The 15,563-nt window shown below is 59.1% G+C and carries 15 protein-coding genes; 6 read left to right on the forward strand and 9 right to left on the reverse strand.

The annotated features are described in order from the left end of the window. Positions 1-141: 141 nt before the first annotated feature. The 6 genes from M2367_RS00710 to M2367_RS00735 form a co-directional block, all read right to left on the reverse strand. Positions 142-1,449, reverse strand: coding sequence for a TRAP transporter large permease (locus tag M2367_RS00710; RefSeq protein ID WP_042040851.1), 1,308 nt, complete (start codon positions 1,447-1,449; stop codon positions 142-144). A gap of 2 nt (positions 1,450-1,451) precedes the next feature. Continuing rightward, positions 1,452-2,003, reverse strand: coding sequence for a TRAP transporter small permease (locus tag M2367_RS00715; protein ID WP_259235506.1), 552 nt, complete (start codon positions 2,001-2,003; stop codon positions 1,452-1,454). A gap of 52 nt (positions 2,004-2,055) precedes the next feature. Further along, positions 2,056-3,066: a TRAP transporter substrate-binding protein gene (locus tag M2367_RS00720; protein WP_259235507.1), complete on the reverse strand. Its 1,011-nt coding sequence runs from the start codon at positions 3,064-3,066 to the stop codon at positions 2,056-2,058. A 319-nt stretch (positions 3,067-3,385) separates the two neighbouring features. Next, complete coding sequence (locus M2367_RS00725) at positions 3,386-3,859, reverse strand: YhcH/YjgK/YiaL family protein (RefSeq protein ID WP_224431093.1); 474 nt, start codon at positions 3,857-3,859, stop codon at positions 3,386-3,388. A gap of 91 nt (positions 3,860-3,950) precedes the next feature. Next, entirely contained in the window at positions 3,951-4,571 is a 621-nt protein-coding gene (locus M2367_RS00730; RefSeq protein ID WP_042040848.1) for a bifunctional 4-hydroxy-2-oxoglutarate aldolase/2-dehydro-3-deoxy-phosphogluconate aldolase, read from the reverse strand. Beyond that, on the reverse strand, positions 4,555-5,526 hold the full coding sequence (locus M2367_RS00735; protein ID WP_259235508.1) for a sugar kinase: 972 nt from the start codon (positions 5,524-5,526) through the stop codon (positions 4,555-4,557). Before M2367_RS00735 ends, M2367_RS00730 begins: the two co-directional genes overlap by 17 nt. A 335-nt stretch (positions 5,527-5,861) precedes the next feature. On the opposite strand from M2367_RS00735, the gene kdgR reads away from it, so the two are divergent. Continuing rightward, positions 5,862-6,665 carry a DNA-binding transcriptional regulator KdgR gene (gene kdgR / locus M2367_RS00740; protein WP_042040846.1) on the forward strand — a complete coding sequence of 268 codons (804 nt, stop codon included), beginning with the start codon at positions 5,862-5,864 and terminating at the stop codon, positions 6,663-6,665. A 106-nt stretch (positions 6,666-6,771) separates the two neighbouring features. Here kdgR and M2367_RS00745 read toward each other — a convergent pair whose 3' ends face one another. The 3 genes from M2367_RS00745 to kduI all read right to left on the reverse strand — a co-directional run bounded on the left by M2367_RS00745 (position 6,772) and on the right by kduI (position 9,033). Next, entirely contained in the window at positions 6,772-7,287 is a 516-nt protein-coding gene (locus tag M2367_RS00745) for a YgjV family protein (RefSeq protein ID WP_259235509.1), read from the reverse strand. Between the two features lie 65 nt (positions 7,288-7,352). After that, entirely contained in the window at positions 7,353-8,114 is a 762-nt protein-coding gene (gene kduD / locus M2367_RS00750) for a 2-dehydro-3-deoxy-D-gluconate 5-dehydrogenase KduD (protein ID WP_259235510.1), read from the reverse strand. Positions 8,115-8,196: 82 nt separating this feature from the next. Then, complete coding sequence (gene kduI / locus M2367_RS00755; protein WP_042040843.1) at positions 8,197-9,033, reverse strand: 5-dehydro-4-deoxy-D-glucuronate isomerase; 837 nt, start codon at positions 9,031-9,033, stop codon at positions 8,197-8,199. A gap of 476 nt (positions 9,034-9,509) precedes the next feature. Here kduI and M2367_RS00760 point away from each other — a divergent pair, with 476 nt between their 5' ends. From M2367_RS00760 to M2367_RS00780, 5 genes are all read left to right on the forward strand, one after another. Further along, positions 9,510-10,091: an aminodeoxychorismate synthase component II gene (locus M2367_RS00760; RefSeq protein ID WP_259235511.1), complete on the forward strand. Its 582-nt coding sequence runs from the start codon at positions 9,510-9,512 to the stop codon at positions 10,089-10,091. Positions 10,092-10,572: 481 nt separating this feature from the next. Further along, entirely contained in the window at positions 10,573-11,790 is a 1,218-nt protein-coding gene (locus M2367_RS00765) for an aspartate aminotransferase family protein (RefSeq protein WP_042040841.1), read from the forward strand. Positions 11,791-11,866: 76 nt separating this feature from the next. Next, a complete protein-coding gene (astA, locus tag M2367_RS00770; RefSeq protein WP_005899872.1) occupies positions 11,867-12,886 on the forward strand; it encodes an arginine N-succinyltransferase in 1,020 nt (339 codons plus the stop codon). 104 nt (positions 12,887-12,990) lie between these two features. Next, positions 12,991-14,460, forward strand: a complete 1,470-nt coding sequence (gene astD / locus M2367_RS00775; RefSeq protein WP_224431087.1) for a succinylglutamate-semialdehyde dehydrogenase — start codon at positions 12,991-12,993, stop codon at positions 14,458-14,460. 186 nt (positions 14,461-14,646) lie between these two features. Beyond that, complete coding sequence (locus M2367_RS00780) at positions 14,647-15,444, forward strand: DUF1338 domain-containing protein (RefSeq protein WP_259235512.1); 798 nt, start codon at positions 14,647-14,649, stop codon at positions 15,442-15,444. The last annotated feature ends 119 nt before the right edge of the window (positions 15,445-15,563 follow it).

Here is a 15,563-nt window from a genome sequence, read left to right on the forward strand (position 1 = left end):
AGTCCCAGGGCGCCCTGCTCTCTCCTGCTTGTTCTCATCCCCCGTTTCCTTGCTGCAGAGATGAAAAAACCCGGACGCCGACGCGCCCGGGGTGAATTCATCACGAGTGCGACAGGCATCGATGCCCGTCGCACAGAGGCATCATTTGATCAGTCCCATCGCCTGGGGCAGCGCCATCGAGATGGCCGGTACATAGGTCACCAGCATCAGCACCAGTGCAATGACCGCGAAGAAAGGCAGCAGTGGCTTGATGACCCCTTCAATTTTTATCCCCCCGATCTTGCATCCGGTGAACAGTATGGGGCCAACCGGTGGCGTGATGGTGCCAAGGGAGAGATTGAAGATCATCATGATGCCAAATTGCACCGGATCCATGCCGAACTGGGTGCAGATGGGCAGGAAGATGGGGGTAAAGATGAGTACCGCCGGGGTGGGGTCCATGAAGGTGCCCACTAGCAGCAGTACCAGATTCATGACCAGCAGGATGATCAGGAAACTGTCGGTGAAGGAGAGCAGGGCCGATGCGATCAGTGCCGGGATCTGGGTGAACGCCATTACCCAGGACATGATGGATGAGGCGGCCAGCATCAGGATCACGATGGCGGTCATTTTGGCGGTAGCCAGGAAGATGGCGGGCAGATCGACGGCCTTGATGTTCCGGTAGCAGACACCAAGGATCAGCGAATAGACCACGGCGATGGCGGAGGCTTCGGTCGCGGTGAAGATGCCACCGAGGATGCCACCGATAACCACAACGATCATCAGCAGGCTGGGGATGGCATCTAACAACAGTTTGAGGCGCAGACCCTTGAGAGAGTTGTGCTCGGCCACATAACCACGGCGCTTGGCAATGAAGCCCGCCACCAGCATGACCCCCAGTCCCCACAGAATGCCGGGCACGTAGCCGCCCATGAACAGGGCCGTGATGGAGACACTGCCCGCCACAGTGGCATAGACGATCAGGGAGTTGCTTGGGGGGATCAGCATGCCAGTCGGTGCCGAGGCGATATTGACCGCGGCACTGAAGGCGGGATCGTATTTATCCTTCTTCTGGATAGGGGACATGATGCCGCCGATGGCCGCCGCCGAGGCGACGCCGGAGCCGCTGATGGAGCCAAACAGCATGTTGGCAACCACGTTGGTCTGGGCCAGAGGACCCGGCAGGAAGTTGCTGACTATCTTGGCGCAGTTGATCAAGCGGATGGCGATGCCGCCATTGTTCATCAGATTGCCGGCCAGGATGAAGAAGGGAATGGCCAGCAGGGCAAAGGAGTCCAGGCCGACGAAGACCCGCTGGGCCGAAGTCAGGATGGCGCCATCGAAAGGCAGGATGATCACCATGGCCAGGAAGGAGGGGAGCCCGATACTGATGCTGATAGGGGTGCCGATAAACAGCAGGACAAAGGCACCGATGAACATCACCAGCGCGACAACAACCGCAATATCCATGGTTATACCTTTTGCTTGAAGGAGAGTTGTCTGGCCAACCCGTATTGGTTGTACAGGCAATAGAAAACGGTCAGCACGCCGCAAAGAGGGATGGCGGCATAGATGACGCCGATGGGGATCTGCAGCGCCGAATCGAGCTGCCCCATCTGGCGGCTCATCCCGATGTAACCCCCCACGGTCAGTACCAGCAGGGCAAAGAGAGTGGTCGCCAGCTCACCGAGCATCTCCACCAGGATGCGCACATTGCGCGACATGCGATCGCGCATGAAGGTGATTGCCATGTGTTCGCGCAGGCCAAAGACATAGGCACTGCCGATCAAGACCAGCCAGATGAACAGGTAGCGGGAGAGCACCTCGCTCACGGCGCTTGGGCTATTGAGCAGGTAGCGGGTTGCCACCTGATAAGTGACCAGTAGGGTCATCACGGCCACGATGGCGATGCAGAGATAAGAGACCACCAGATCCACTCTTTGCTTGAACCCGGTCAGCGAGGCATAGAAGCCATGCTGAACGGATGATTCGGAGAGGGTTGCTGGTTGTTGAGCGGGTTTCATAGCGGAACCTCATAGGAGGGGTTGCCATGGCAACCCCTGGCAACAACAGCCATTAGTTGGCCAATGCGCGGATCTTGTTGAAGATATCTTTCTGCTCCGGGGTGGTCAGCAGCGTCTCTTGCAGCGGCTTGCAACGCGCCTGGAAGGGGGCAATATCGACCTCAGTAAAGGTGGCGCCCTGGGCAGTGGCCGTCTGTTTGGCGGTTTCTAGCGCCTGGCTGAAGAGATCAAACTCGGTCGCGGTACTCTCTTTGGCCAGTTTGCGGAAGGTCGCCTGATCGGCGGCATCCATCTTCTCCAGGAAGGACTCATTGACCACCAGCAGATCGGCCACCATTACATGGCGGGTGTAAGAGAAATGGGGCGCCACTTCATACTGCTTCAGATCGGCGTAGGTGATCTCGTTGTTCTCGGCGCCATCAAGCACCCCCTGCTGGATGGCGGAGTAGACTTCGCCCTGACCCATGGGCACCCCGGTGCCCCCCATACAGGTCAGCATCTTGACCATGGTATCGGACTGCATAACCCGGATCTTCTTCCCTTTCATGTCTTCTGGAGTCTTGATTGGAGCCCCTTTGATATACATGCTGCGGGCCCCGGCGGTATAGGCGGTCAATACCTCAAAGCCGTTGCCCTTGGTGGAGCTGAACAGGCCATCGAGGAGATCACCGGTGAAGACTTTGCGCTGGTGATCCGGGTTGTCGTAGATGTAAGGCATGGCCAGCACGGAGAAGTTTTTGTTGAAGTTCTCGACCAGGGGGTTGGCGACGACGGCCAGTTGAATGGCACCGGATTGCACCAGTTCCAGTGCCGCTCGTTGATCTCCCAGCAGCTCGTTCGGGTGAATTTCCAGCTTGTATTTACCACCGGTCGCCGCTTCCAGCTTCTGGCTGAAATCTTCGAGCGCCTTGAACTGCGGATTGTGTTCAGACTGGTTGAACGCTGTCTTCAGGATCAGGGGGCCAGCAGCCTTGCTGTCTTCACCACATCCAGTCAGAAACAGACCCGCGGCGACCACTGTGCCAATCAGAGACAGTCTGGGCAGAGCATTCATTGTACGCATGTGTGTAACCCCTTTATGGACTTCGTTATTTTGATGCTGTTCATGCTACGTGAATCCGGCCGCATTTCAGTGATCAAAATCAAGTTAATGAAATGGCGTTCCATATTTGTGGAAATCAAAAATCAAGTTTTGTGATGGCCGTTTATTACACTGCGGCGATGCTGATGGAATAAGGCTTCAAACGAGTTTTTCGGTAAAAATAGGGGAGGGCAGATCCCACCGGAGCACAGTAGAGCGAATAGAAGATGGGGGAGGCGTGCTAAATGGTGCTGGCCTCCTGATCGGGAGTTCATGCCAAGGGGGTAGAGGCCGGCGACTCTTATTGGGCTGACAGCCACTCTTTGCAGATCTTGACCACGACTTTCTTAATCTGGGCAGGGGAGCCGACCTGGCAGGTGGGTCTGTGCACTTCACCGGGATAGAAGATGGCGAAGTCACCGGTGTCGAGCAACAGCCGGGTGGTGATCGCCGGGTTGTCCAGGAAGATGAGATCCGGTTTGGTTTCCTGATGGTCATGGGGAGCGCGGATTGTGGTGCTGAGGGCGATCGCCTCCTGCCCGGCCAGCACTATCTGGATATCCAGATAGCGATCGTGGAACTCACTCTTCAGATCCGCCTCCTGAGCCGTGATGGGGGAGGAGACGATGTAGAAGACGGCATCCTCGATGAGATCATATTTCCCCTCTGCCTGCTGTTGCAGGTTGTGCAAGGAGAGCGCGGGCCGGTTGAGAAGATGCAGCAGTGGGGATGGCAGCATGGCGATGTCCAGTTGCTGCAGATTACCAACGATCATGGGTAGCTCCTTTGATTGAACCGGTGGCTGAGGTCGATGGCGAACCGGTCGAGGCTGGAATGATGGGCCCGTGAGACGGGCCCCGGCCGATTTAGAGGGCGGCCATGGCTTCCTTGGTCAGGGCGCCGATCTTGTCCCATTCGCGATTGTCGATGAGGTTGGCAGGCACCATCCAGGTGCCGCCACAGGCGAATACCGCAGGCAGGGCAAGATAGTCCTTCACATTGCTCGGGCTGACGCCGCCAGTGGGCATGAAGGAGACCGGGTAGACGGCGCTCATGGCCTTGAGCATGCCCAGCCCACCGGATGGCTCTGCCGGGAAGAACTTGAGGGTCTTCAGACCCAGCTCCATCGCCTGTTCGACCAGGCTGGGGTTGTTGACGCCGGGAATGATGGGAACACCGCGCGCCTGGCAATATTGCACGATGCGCGGGTTGAGCCCGGGACTCACGATGAAGTCGACCCCCGCCTCGATGGCCTGATCGACCTGGGCTGTGGTCAGCACTGTGCCGGCACCAATGATCATCTCGGGAAAGGCTTCCCGCAGCCGGCGGATGGATTCGGCCGCCGCCGGGGTGCGGAAAGTGATCTCGGCACTGGGCATGCCGTTTTCCAGCAGGGTGCGGCCAAGGGCGACGGCATCATCGGCGTCTTTGATGGCAATGACGGGGATGATCTTCAGGGCACAGAGTCGTTCAAGCAATGCTGACATGGGAAGCCTCATTGTATGGGTGATCAGGGGTGATGGGGTGCGGCATGGCCGTCAGGGGGATGATGGCGCCACGATGTTGAATGACGGTGCTCGCCAGCCGATGGGCATAGCGGGCCGAATCGGCCATGGACTGCCCCGCCAGCCGGGTGGCGAGGTAACCGGCGCTAAAGGAGTCGCCAGCCGCCGTGGTATCGATGATCTGCTCTTTCGCCAGGGGGACGGCCAGCACCTGGTCGCTGTACCCAGGCTGCACGATGAGACAGGCCTCGGCCCCGCGCTTGATGACGATCTCGTTCACGCCACATGCAAGGGTGCGGGCCAGGCACTGGGAGTCGTCGCTGTCCCCCCAGAGGGCGACCTCGTCATCCAGAGTCAGGAAGGCGAGATCGGTTAGCGCCAGCATGGCGGCATAGGTCTGCCGGGCCGCGGCCTGGCTCTCCCACAAGCGGGGGCGGTAGTTGTTGTCAAAGGCTATCCTGGCCCCGCCTGCCCGGCACTCGGCCAGTCTGTTCAGCAGGGTCAGCCGGTCATCTTGTGACAGGATGGCGAGGCTGATCCCGCTCAGGTAGAGGTAATCGAAATCGTGCAGTCGCTCACCGATCCGGTCGGCCTCTAGCGTCCGCAGCCAGTAGCGGGCCGCAGAGTCGCTGCGCCAGTAGTGGAAGGTGCGTTCACCTCGATCATCGGTCTCGATGAGATAGAGACCGGGCAGCTTGTGGTCAAGGCGCTGCACCAGCTCGGTGTGTATTCCCTCTTGCTGCCACTGGGTCAGCATGGCCCCACTCATGGGATCCGTGCCCAGGGCACTCACGTAATGCACAGCGATGTCCGGGTTGGCGCGGGTCAGGTAGACCGCCGTGTTGAGGGTGTCCCCGCCAAAATGGCGCACTATGTTGGCCCTGCTTTCGGACAGCTCGATCATGCATTCGCCAATGACGGCGACCTTGATAGGCATAGCGCTTCCCCTGTTTTCCGCGTTGATGATGGCGCTATTCTATTTAACTAACGAAGAATAAAAAACAATTGAAACATCATTTCATTAAAAATGTGATGATTGTCTTGTGTTGATGACTCGCAGGGCGAAGGTAGGGGAAAGTGGCCGTGAGCCAGGGGTTATAAAGACTATCGTCGCCACCTCTGCGGCGAGGTGCGGGTGAATAGCCGCGTGAGCGAGACCACATTCTCTATCCATGAGTGGATGATTTGACTGGATAAGTGGCTCTGTCACTATGAGGGCCAGCTCATTTCAAATACAATGAAACAATCAATCATTTTTTTTGGACGTAAACAATGTCGATGATAGACAACTCGCCCGAATCGGTGTCATCGGTACTCAAGGTGTTCGGCATACTGCAGGCGCTGGGGGAGCAGAAAGAGATCGGGGTGACCGAGCTGTCCCAGCGGATCATGATGTCCAAGAGCACCGTCTACCGTTTCTTGCAGACCATGAAGACCCTGGGTTATATCACCCAGGAGGGTGAAACTGACAAGTATGCCCTTAGCCTCAAGCTGTTCGAGCTGGGCGCCAAGGCGCTGGAACATCAGGATCTGGTGCAGATCGCCGATGAACAGATGTACCGTCTCGGCAAGCTGACCAAAGAGACCCTGCACCTTGGGATGCTCGATGAAGACAGCATCGTCTATTTGCACAAGATTGACTCTGAATACAACCTGCGGATGTACTCCCGTATCGGTCGTCGCCGTCCGCTCTACAGCACCGGCCTTGGCAAAGTGATGATGGCCTGGCTGCCCGAGACCGAAGTACGCGCCATGCTGGCCGGGGTGACCTTCGAGCGCTTCACCGAGCATACCCTTGCCGATGTCGATGCCCTGCTGGTGGAGTTGGCCCAGGTGCGCGAGCAAGGCTACGCCGAAGATCGGGAAGAGATGGAACACGGTCTGCGCTGCTTCGCCGTCCCCATCTACAGCCGCATGGGGCGGATCATCGCGGGGCTCTCCCTGTCGTTGCCCCTGGTGCGCTTCCATGAAGAGCACAAGGCAACCCTGGTGGCCCAGCTACATGAGGCGGCGGCCAATATCTCTGCCGGGCTGGGTTTCCACGACTATCCATTTGGTACTCACTCCTCACGCTGATTGAGTATCTCGTCTCAAAAAGAGCAGGCTTGGCCTGCTCTTTTGCATTTCAGTTCTCAGCGACAATGACCCCGTTGCCCGTGATTGGCCCCGCAGGCAGGGTGGTTCACCCCTCGATGTCCTGCGGGGCGGCCTGGTAGAGCTTGAGGATGGTGTAGCCATTGATGACGAAAAAGATGCTCTCCTGCAGTATGCCACCGAGGGATCCCGCCCAAATATTGTGGGTCAGCCAGCAGAGGGTGCTGCTCAGCATGCACAGTCGCAGGGCAATGCCGTTGAGGCGAAACAAGGCGAAGGTGCTGAGGGTGGTGCCGAGCAGGGTCAGTATCTGGACCGGGTGCTCGATCCGGGGGATGACCAGCAACCAGGCCAGGGTGAGAAACAGCAGCATCACACCGAGGCCGCGATAGTAACCGGAGACCCCGTTGCGCACGGCACAGAGCAGGCAGTTGATGGCGGCAACCGAGGAACCCAGCAGCAAAAAATGCAGCCCCATCAGGGTGCCATTGAGGGTGAGCTGGACTCTGAGCTTGCTATCCTGGCGCTGCATGAACGCCGTGGCACCCACGAGGCAGGCCAACAGGCCGATTGATTGGGCAAACCAGAGACTGTCGAGCAACATAGGGCCTTCCTGTCAGGAGACAACGGCAAAAGGCGCCTCGCGGCGCCTGGTCATAGTGAACTGAATTAACGAGCCAGCCAGCCACCATCGACGGCGATGGTGTAGCCGTTGATGTAGTCGGAGGCGGGGGAGGCCAGGAAGACCACGGGGCCCATCATGTCGTCCGGCACGCCCCAGCGTCCGGCCGGGATCCGCTCCAGAATGGCGGCGTTGCGATCCTCATCGGCGCGCAGGGCAGTGGTGTTGTTGGTCGCCATGTAGCCGGGGGCAATGGCGTTGACGTTGATCCCCTTGCTGGCCCATTCGTTGGCCAGCAGGCGGGTGATGCCCATGACGGCGCTCTTGGAGGCGGTGTAGGAGGGCACGCGGATACCCCCCTGGTAGGAGAGCATGGAGGCGATGTTGACGATCTTGCCGCCCTGGCCCTGGGTCATGAACTGCCTGGCCACCGCCTGGGACATGAAGAACACGCTCTTGATGTTGATGTTCATCACATCGTCCCAGTCCTTCTCGCTGAAGTTGATGGCGTCTTCCCGGCGGATGATGCCGGCGTTGTTCACCAGCACATCGACGCGGCCGAAGTGGGAGACCGCCTGATCGACCAGGGCTGGCAGGGTGTCTACCTTGCTGACGTCCGCCTTCAGGCTCAGGAAGCGGCGGCCAATGGCTTCGATTTTGGCGATCGTTTCGGTCGGCTCGACGATATTGATGCCGACGATGTCGCAGCCCGCCTCGGCGAGCCCCAGTGCCATGCCCTGACCCAGACCGGTATCGCAACCGGTGACGATGGCGACCTTACCTTTCAGATCGAATGCATTAAGAATCATATTGTTACCTCTAAGCCGTGGGCCAATGTGGGGTGAAGTGTCGGGCAGGAGCCGCCATGGCGGCTCGGGATGGGGAAGCCGGTTAGCGCAGATCCTGAACAGCGACATGGTCCATGTCACCGAACACCTGGTTCTCGCCCACCATGCCCCAGATGAAGGTGTAGGCCTGGGTGCCGACGCCGGAGTGGATGGACCAGCTCGGGGAGATGACGGCCTGCTCGTTGTGCACCAGCAGGTGACGGGTCTCGTCCGGTTTGCCCATCATGTGGAACACGGCGGCGTCCTCCTTCATGTTGAAGTAGAAGTAGACCTCCATGCGGCGCTCGTGGGTGTGGCAGGGCATGGTGTTCCACAGGCTGCCCTCTTCCAGCTGGGTCATGCCCATCACCAATTGGCAGGTCGGCAGCACGTCCGGTACCAGGTACTTGTAGATGGTGCGGCGGTTGCTGGTGGCGGCATCCCCCAGGGTTGCCGGCGAGGCCTGGGCTTGGGTGACCTTGCGGGTCGGGTAGCAGGTGTGGGCGGGAGCGCTGTTGTAGTAGAACTTGGCAGGCTGCGAGGCATCGACGCTGGCAAAGCTCAGGGTGCGGGCTCCCTGGCCGACGTAGAGGGCCTCGGCCTTGTCCACTTCATAGGTAGTGCCATCCACCACCACCACCCCCGGGCCACCGATATTGATGAGGCCGAGCTCGCGCCGCTCGAGGAAATAGCTGACCCCAAATCCCTTGCCGAGTTCATCGGAGAAGGTCAGGGGAGCATCCACCGGCATGATGCCACCAAACACGATGCGGTCGATGTGGCTGTAGGTCATGGTCAAGGTGTTCGGGGTGAAGATCTCTTCGACCAGAAACTCACGGCGCAGACCCTGGGTGTCCAGTTGCTTGGCATGATCGCTGTGGATGCTTTGACGAGTTTGCATAATGAACCTCAATTCCGGGCCGCACGCGGCATCAATGACAATGTGTCGGGAAATCCTGTCGTTGAAGGCACGATAGCAAAATGAAAAACCGCGATCAAACTAAAATGAAACTTTGTTTTGTTTTTTGTGATTCACATTTAAAGTTTTATTTTAACGCGGTGAGCGAGGGTGGCGGCGCGATCGGGATCGCGGTGTTGTATCGAGAGCCCTCTTAGCAGGGGCGACAGTGTGAGGGGGGCTGGGAGGAGGGGCATAGCGCAGATGATATGAAGGAGGCTGAGTGGGTTTTCTTCAATGGGGGGTGTCCGTATTGTCTGGCGCGAGCCGAAGATGGCATTGATGGGCGAGGGTGGCCCCAGCCACGGGTATCCGGTGGCAGGCGTTTATTAACCGGGGCAGACGTGCCAGAATGCGCGACTCGCCAGCCAACGAGCAGGCGAGTTACCCTAGCCTCGATCTCAATCCTGGGTGTTTGCATGCTGCTACTCATCGATAACTACGACTCCTTTACCTGGAACCTGGTGCAGTACTTCGGTGCGCTGGGGGAGAAGGTGGTGGTCAAACGCAACGATGAATTGACCCTGGCGGACATTGAAGCCATGGCCCCCGATCGCCTGGTGATCTCCCCTGGTCCCTGTACCCCCAATGAGGCGGGTATCTCCCTGGCCGCCATCGCACATTTCGCCGGTCGATTGCCTATTCTCGGAGTCTGTCTCGGCCATCAATCCCTGGCTCAGGTGTTTGGCGCCGAGGTGGTGCGGGCCAGGCGGGTGATGCATGGCAAGACGTCTCTCATCCGCCATCAGGGGGAGGGGGTGTTTGAGGGGCTCAACAATCCGCTGCGTGTGACCCGCTACCACTCACTCGTGGTCAAGGCGCAGACCCTGCCGGACTGCCTGGCGGTGACCGCCTGGAGCGAGCACGAGGATGGCAGCGTCGATGAGATCATGGGGCTGCGCCACAAGACACTGGCGGTGGAGGGGGTGCAGTTTCACCCGGAGAGCGTCCTGAGTGAGCAAGGTCATGAGCTGCTTGCCAATTTTCTGGCTCGGCGCTGAGCCATCCCTGCCCAATTTTTCACTGCTTTTTCCTCTTTACCCGCATCATCTGCTGATGAACGGCCTCGGTTCCCATCCATGGCAGCGCGGCGCCGATCGGCAGCATAAAAGCCTGTCTCAGCGGTAAAGCAGGGTTTCGTTCGACTAGACTGATTCACCTTTCCCACCCCGGGATCCAGGGGGATTTCGCCCTGCTCCGGCTCAAAAACGTGATGAAAATCCCATTTCCATGGGATGGGCGAAATTTTTTTCTCTGACGGTTTATTCACCCCCGCACCAGTCGAAATTATCTCTTGCCAACAGCCTCTGAGCCGTTATGCAATGGGGCTGCCTAAAATCTCACGGGCAATCGAAGATTGTTCCTTGTAGGCCGTCAAGTTACAGACTTTTTACTTTTTTTCTGTGACAATACCGTCACGTTTACACGGATTTAACTTTTAGGCGGTGGATTATTCTGTCGCCATCTGGAAGGAGAGCAAGTATGTCAGAGTTGTTGGCAGTGACACGTGAAGTGTTCGATGAAGTGATGGTTCCCAACTATGCGCCCGCCAATGTCATCCCGGTGCGTGGTGAAGGATCACGTGTCTGGGATCAGGCTGGACGTGAGTATGTGGATTTCGCCGGCGGTATTGCGGTCAATGGCCTGGGCCATTGTCATCCCAAGCTGGTGGAAGCCCTGAAGACTCAGGGTGAGAAGCTGTGGCATCTCTCCAACGTCATGACCAATGAGCCGGCCCTGCGTCTGGCCAAGAAGCTGGTCGCCGCCACCTTCGCCGACAAGGTCTATTTCTGCAACTCCGGCGCCGAAGCGAACGAAGCGGCCCTCAAGCTGGCCCGTCGTTATGCCATCGACAAGTTCGGGGCCCACAAGACCCAGATCATCGCCTTCCACCAGGGTTTCCACGGTCGCACCTTCTTCACCGTGAGCGTCGGTGGTCAAGCCGCTTATTCTGACGGTTTCGGCCCCAAGCCTGCCGACATCACTCACGTGACCTACAACAACCTGGCCGAGCTGGCCGCCGTCATCTCCGACAATACCTGCGCCGTGGTGATGGAGCCGCTGCAAGGGGAAGGCGGCATCATTCGTCCCACCGACGAATTTGCCAAGGGTGTGCGCGAGCTGTGTGACAAGCACAATGCCTTGCTGGTCTATGACGAGGTGCAATCTGGCGTCGGTCGCACCGGCGAGCTGTTTGCCTACATGGGTCTCGGGGTCACGCCGGACATCCTCACCAGCGCCAAGGCGCTCGGCGGCGGTTTCCCCATCGGCGCCATGCTGACCACCACAGAGATAGCCGCTCACCTGAAAGTGGGTACTCACGGTTCGACTTACGGCGGCAACCCGCTGGCGTGCGCCGTGGCCGAGGCGGTGATCGATGTGGTCAATACGCCAGCAGTGCTGGCAGGGGTCAAGCAGCGCGAAGCCCTGTTCCGCGCCGGTATCGAAGCCATCAACGCCAAGTATCACTGCTTCAGTGAAGTGCGCGGCCAGGGCTTGCTGCTCGGCGCCGTATTGAACGATGACTTCAAGGGCCGCTCCCGTGACTTCTTGCTGGCCTCCATCGATCAGGGGCTGATGGCCCTGGTGGCCGGCACCAACGTAGTGCGTTTTGCCCCCTCCCTGGTGATCCCGGAAGCGGACATCCAGGAAGGCCTGGCTCGCTTCGAGCTGGCCGTGGCTCAGGTCGTTAACGCCTGATCCCGAATTGAGGTGGGGAGCCCTCCCGGCAGGAGCCGGGACCCCACCTGTCGTCAATGAAAGGGAGTTGTCATCTATGTTGTTAATCCGTCCTATCGAACAGAAAGATTTTGCCGGTCTCAAGACCTGCGCCATCGAATCCGGTACTGGCATGACCTCCTTGCCGGTCAACGATGAGCTGCTACAGCGCAAAATCGACGCCTCCACCCAGACTTTTTCGGACAAACCCGCGGGAAAGGGCGACTGCCTCTATTTCTTCGTGGCCGAGGATCTGGACACCGGGGACATGGTCGGCACCTGCGCCATCGATGCGGCCGTGGGGCTGTCCCAGCCGTTTTATAACTACCATATCGGCAAGGTGGTGCACTCATCCCCCAAGCTCGGCATCTATAACGTGGTCGAGACGCTGACCCTGTCCAATGACTACACAGGTAACTCTGAGCTGTGCACCCTGTTCTTGCGCGAATGCGCTCGCGAGGGACTCAATGGTCGGCTGCTCTCCAAGCACCGTTTCCTGTTCATGGCCGAGCACCCCGAGCTGTTTGATAAAACCGTGTTCGCCGAGATGCGCGGTGTCTCCGACGAAAAGGGTCATAGCCCCTTCTATGAGTGGCTGCAAAAGCACTTCTTCTCGATGGATTTCCCCACCGTCGACTATCTCACCGGGATTGGTAAGAAGCGCTTCATCGCCGAGCTGATGCCCAAGTACCCCATCTACGTCAATCTGCTCAGCAATGAGGCGCGGGCCGTGATCGGCAAAACCCACGACAAGACCCGGCCTGCCATCAAGATGCTGCAGGATGAAGGTTTCGTGAATCGCGGCTATGTCGACATCTTCGATGCCGGTCCCACGGTCGAGTGCGACGTGAACAACATTCGCAGCATCCGCCGCAGCAAGCGGCTGACCGTGGTGGTGGGCGAGCCCCTGGGCGGCCACACCTATCTGCTGTGCAACACCCGCTTCGAACAATACCGTGCCTGCCTTGGCAATATCCGGGTCGATCTGGACAAGCAGGAGGCCATAGTGCCCCCCAAGATGGCCGCGGCCCTCAAGGTGGAGAATGGCGATCAGGTCAGGGTCGTGGATCTGGACTGACAACATGGGGACAGTGCGATCCATTGTCCCCTTGAACATGATGAGCTGGCGGCCCGCATTGGGCGGCCAGGCAGGCGAGAGCCAAGCAACAAGGAATATGAGCAATGAGCGAATTAGTACAGCTGATCAATGGCAACTGGCTGGCGGGCGAGGGCAAGGCGTTCGAGTCGACAGATCCGGCCAAGAACCAGGTGATCTGGGGTGGGCAAGCGGCTAGTGCCGCTCAGGTCGATGCCGCCGTCAAGGCTGCGCGCTCCGCCTTCTATCACTGGGCGGATCTCTCCTTGACGGCGCGCAGTGCCATCATCAGCCGTTATGGGGAATTGCTCGGCGAGCACAAGGAAGCGCTGGCGCTCACCATAGCCCGGGAAACCGGCAAGCCGCTGTGGGAGACCCGTACCGAGGTCGCCGCCATGCAGGGAAAGATTGCCATCTCCATCCGCGCCCATGAGGAGCGTACCGGCACGGTCGAAAATCCCATGCCTGGTGCCAAGGCATTCGTGCGCCACAAACCCCATGGTGTGGTTGCGGTGTTCGGCCCCTATAACTTCCCGGGTCATCTGCCCAACGGCCACATAGTGCCTGCACTCATCGCCGGCAATACCGTGGTATTCAAACCCTCGGAGCTGACCCCCATGGTGGCCGAGGCCATGCTCAAGATCTGGCAGGAGGCGGGTCTGCCTGCCGGTGTCATCAATCTGGTGCAAGGAGAGGTCGATACCGGCAAGGCCCTGGCGAGTCATGGGGACATCGATGGTCTCTTCTTCACCGGCTCGTCCCGTACCGGTCACTTCCTGCATCAGCAATTTGCCGGTCAACCGGGCAAGATCCTGGCGCTGGAGATGGGGGGAAACAACCCGCTCATCGTCAAGGACGTGAGCGATGTGGACGGCGCCGTGCACGCCATCGTCCAGTCTGCCTTCATCACCTCGGGCCAGCGCTGCACCTGCTCCCGCCGCCTGTTCGTGGAACAGGGACCAGCCGGAGATGCATTGCTGGCACGCCTCATCGAGGTGGTCGGCAAGATAAAGGTGGGTCATTACGATGATGCGGATCAACCCTTCATGGGGGCGATGATCAGCGAACGCGCGGCGCTGGGCATGGTCGAGGCCCAGGCCAAGTTGCAATCCCTGGGTGGCAAGAGCCTGCTCGTGCTCAAGCATCTGGAGCCAGGCACCGGTTTTGTCTCCCCTGGCATCATCGACATCACCGCCGCACAAGGATTGCCGGATGAGGAGTACTTCGGCCCCCTGCTGCAGGTGACTCGTTACCAGGATTTCGATGCCGCCATCGATCTGGGCAATGCCACCAGCTTCGGGCTCTCGGCCGGTCTGCTCGGGGACAACGAAGCGGACTGGAACCACTTCTTCAAACGCATTCGTGCCGGTATCGTCAACTGGAACAAGCCCATCACCGGTGCCTCCAGTGCCGCGCCGTTCGGCGGCATCGGTGCCTCCGGCAATCACAGAGCGAGTGCCTACTACGCCGCCGACTACTGTGCTTATCCGGTTGCCTCGGTGGAAGACAGCAAGGCAGCCATGCCGGAGCAGCTGTCGCCCGGCCTGACGTTCTAGGAAAGAGGCAGAAATGAGCAGGCAGGAGCTGGCCGACTACTGTACCCATTGCCCAGTCGCCTCGGTGGAAGACAGCAAGGCTGCCATGCCGGAGCAGCTGTCGCCCGGCCTGACGTTCTGACAACCCAACCATAAAAGGGCAGCTCAGGCTGCCCTTGTCTGACCCCGCAAGCAAAGGAAAGAGAGATGCAAAAGGATATCGAAACCCTGTTCGGTCATCTGTGGGATAACTACATTCAAGTCACCCCGAGTGCCCTCAAGGTCCACCAGTTACTGGGCGGTGGTGCCCCCATCGTCAACGACCATGTGGCGTTTCGCACCTTCAACCTGCCCCAGGTCGGCCTCGAGACCTTGGCCGCTCATTTTCGGGCGCTGGGTTATGAGGAGAGGGATGAGTATGTGTTCAAGGCCAAGAAACTCTATGCCAAGCACTTCGAGCATGCGGATCCGGATGCTCCCAAGGTGTTTATCAGCGAGCTGAAGGTGGAGGAGCTCTCCGAGGGCGCTCAGGCCATCATTCACAAGCTGGTTGCCCAGGTGCCAACCCATCTGACCGACACCAGCGCCTTCCTCCATGCGGGGGCTCCCTGGCAGGTCTCGGGGGCCGACTACCAGACCCTGCTTGCCGAGAGCGAGTATGCGGCCTGGATGGCGGCATGGGGCTATCGCGCCAACCACTTCACCGTCAGCATCAATCGTCTGGCCGAGTTTGACACCATAGAGGCGGTCAACGAGACGCTGAAAGCGGCGGGGTTTGTGCTCAATACTGCCGGGGGCGAGGTGAAGGGGGATCCCCAGGTGATGCTGGAGCAATCTTCCACCATGGCGGACAAGGCTTGCGTGCCTTTCAGCGACGGGGTTCAACAGATCCCGAGCTGCTTCTACGAGTTTGCCCTGCGCTACCCGCGGGTCGACGGCACCCTCTACCCGGGCTTCGTCGAGGCCTCTGCCGACAAGATCTTCGAATCCACCAATAGCATGTAGCTGTGGGGGAGATTGAGGACAGCTTTCGGTCATTCGTATTGAAACGCCTCCGGTTGGGAGGCGTTTGCCATTTATATCGGGCAGTGATGGGTATTGGCTGGGATTATTGGCAAGGCATT

It is taken from the genome of Aeromonas sp. BIGb0445, assembly GCF_024809075.1.
GTDB lineage: Bacteria > Pseudomonadota > Gammaproteobacteria > Enterobacterales > Aeromonadaceae > Aeromonas > Aeromonas rivuli.

Excerpts from the sequence above, each read along its gene's own strand:
- M2367_RS00710 (WP_042040851.1), bottom strand. The coding sequence starts at position 1,449 with ATGGATATTGCGGTTGTTGTCGCGCTGGTGATGTTCATCGGTGCCTTT.
- M2367_RS00715 (WP_259235506.1), bottom strand. The coding sequence starts at position 2,003 with ATGAAACCCGCTCAACAACCAGCAACCCTCTCCGAATCATCCGTTCAG.
- M2367_RS00720 (WP_259235507.1), bottom strand. The coding sequence starts at position 3,066 with ATGCGTACAATGAATGCTCTGCCCAGACTGTCTCTGATTGGCACAGTG.
- M2367_RS00725 (WP_224431093.1), bottom strand. The coding sequence starts at position 3,859 with ATGATCGTTGGTAATCTGCAGCAACTGGACATCGCCATGCTGCCATCC.
- M2367_RS00730 (WP_042040848.1), bottom strand. The coding sequence starts at position 4,571 with ATGTCAGCATTGCTTGAACGACTCTGTGCCCTGAAGATCATCCCCGTC.
- M2367_RS00735 (WP_259235508.1), bottom strand. The coding sequence starts at position 5,526 with ATGCCTATCAAGGTCGCCGTCATTGGCGAATGCATGATCGAGCTGTCC.
- kdgR (WP_042040846.1), top strand. The coding sequence starts at position 5,862 with ATGTCGATGATAGACAACTCGCCCGAATCGGTGTCATCGGTACTCAAG.
- M2367_RS00745 (WP_259235509.1), bottom strand. The coding sequence starts at position 7,287 with ATGTTGCTCGACAGTCTCTGGTTTGCCCAATCAATCGGCCTGTTGGCC.
- kduD (WP_259235510.1), bottom strand. The coding sequence starts at position 8,114 with ATGATTCTTAATGCATTCGATCTGAAAGGTAAGGTCGCCATCGTCACC.
- kduI (WP_042040843.1), bottom strand. The coding sequence starts at position 9,033 with ATGCAAACTCGTCAAAGCATCCACAGCGATCATGCCAAGCAACTGGAC.
- M2367_RS00760 (WP_259235511.1), top strand. The coding sequence starts at position 9,510 with ATGCTGCTACTCATCGATAACTACGACTCCTTTACCTGGAACCTGGTG.
- M2367_RS00765 (WP_042040841.1), top strand. The coding sequence starts at position 10,573 with ATGTCAGAGTTGTTGGCAGTGACACGTGAAGTGTTCGATGAAGTGATG.
- astA (WP_005899872.1), top strand. The coding sequence starts at position 11,867 with ATGTTGTTAATCCGTCCTATCGAACAGAAAGATTTTGCCGGTCTCAAG.
- astD (WP_224431087.1), top strand. The coding sequence starts at position 12,991 with ATGAGCGAATTAGTACAGCTGATCAATGGCAACTGGCTGGCGGGCGAG.
- M2367_RS00780 (WP_259235512.1), top strand. The coding sequence starts at position 14,647 with ATGCAAAAGGATATCGAAACCCTGTTCGGTCATCTGTGGGATAACTAC.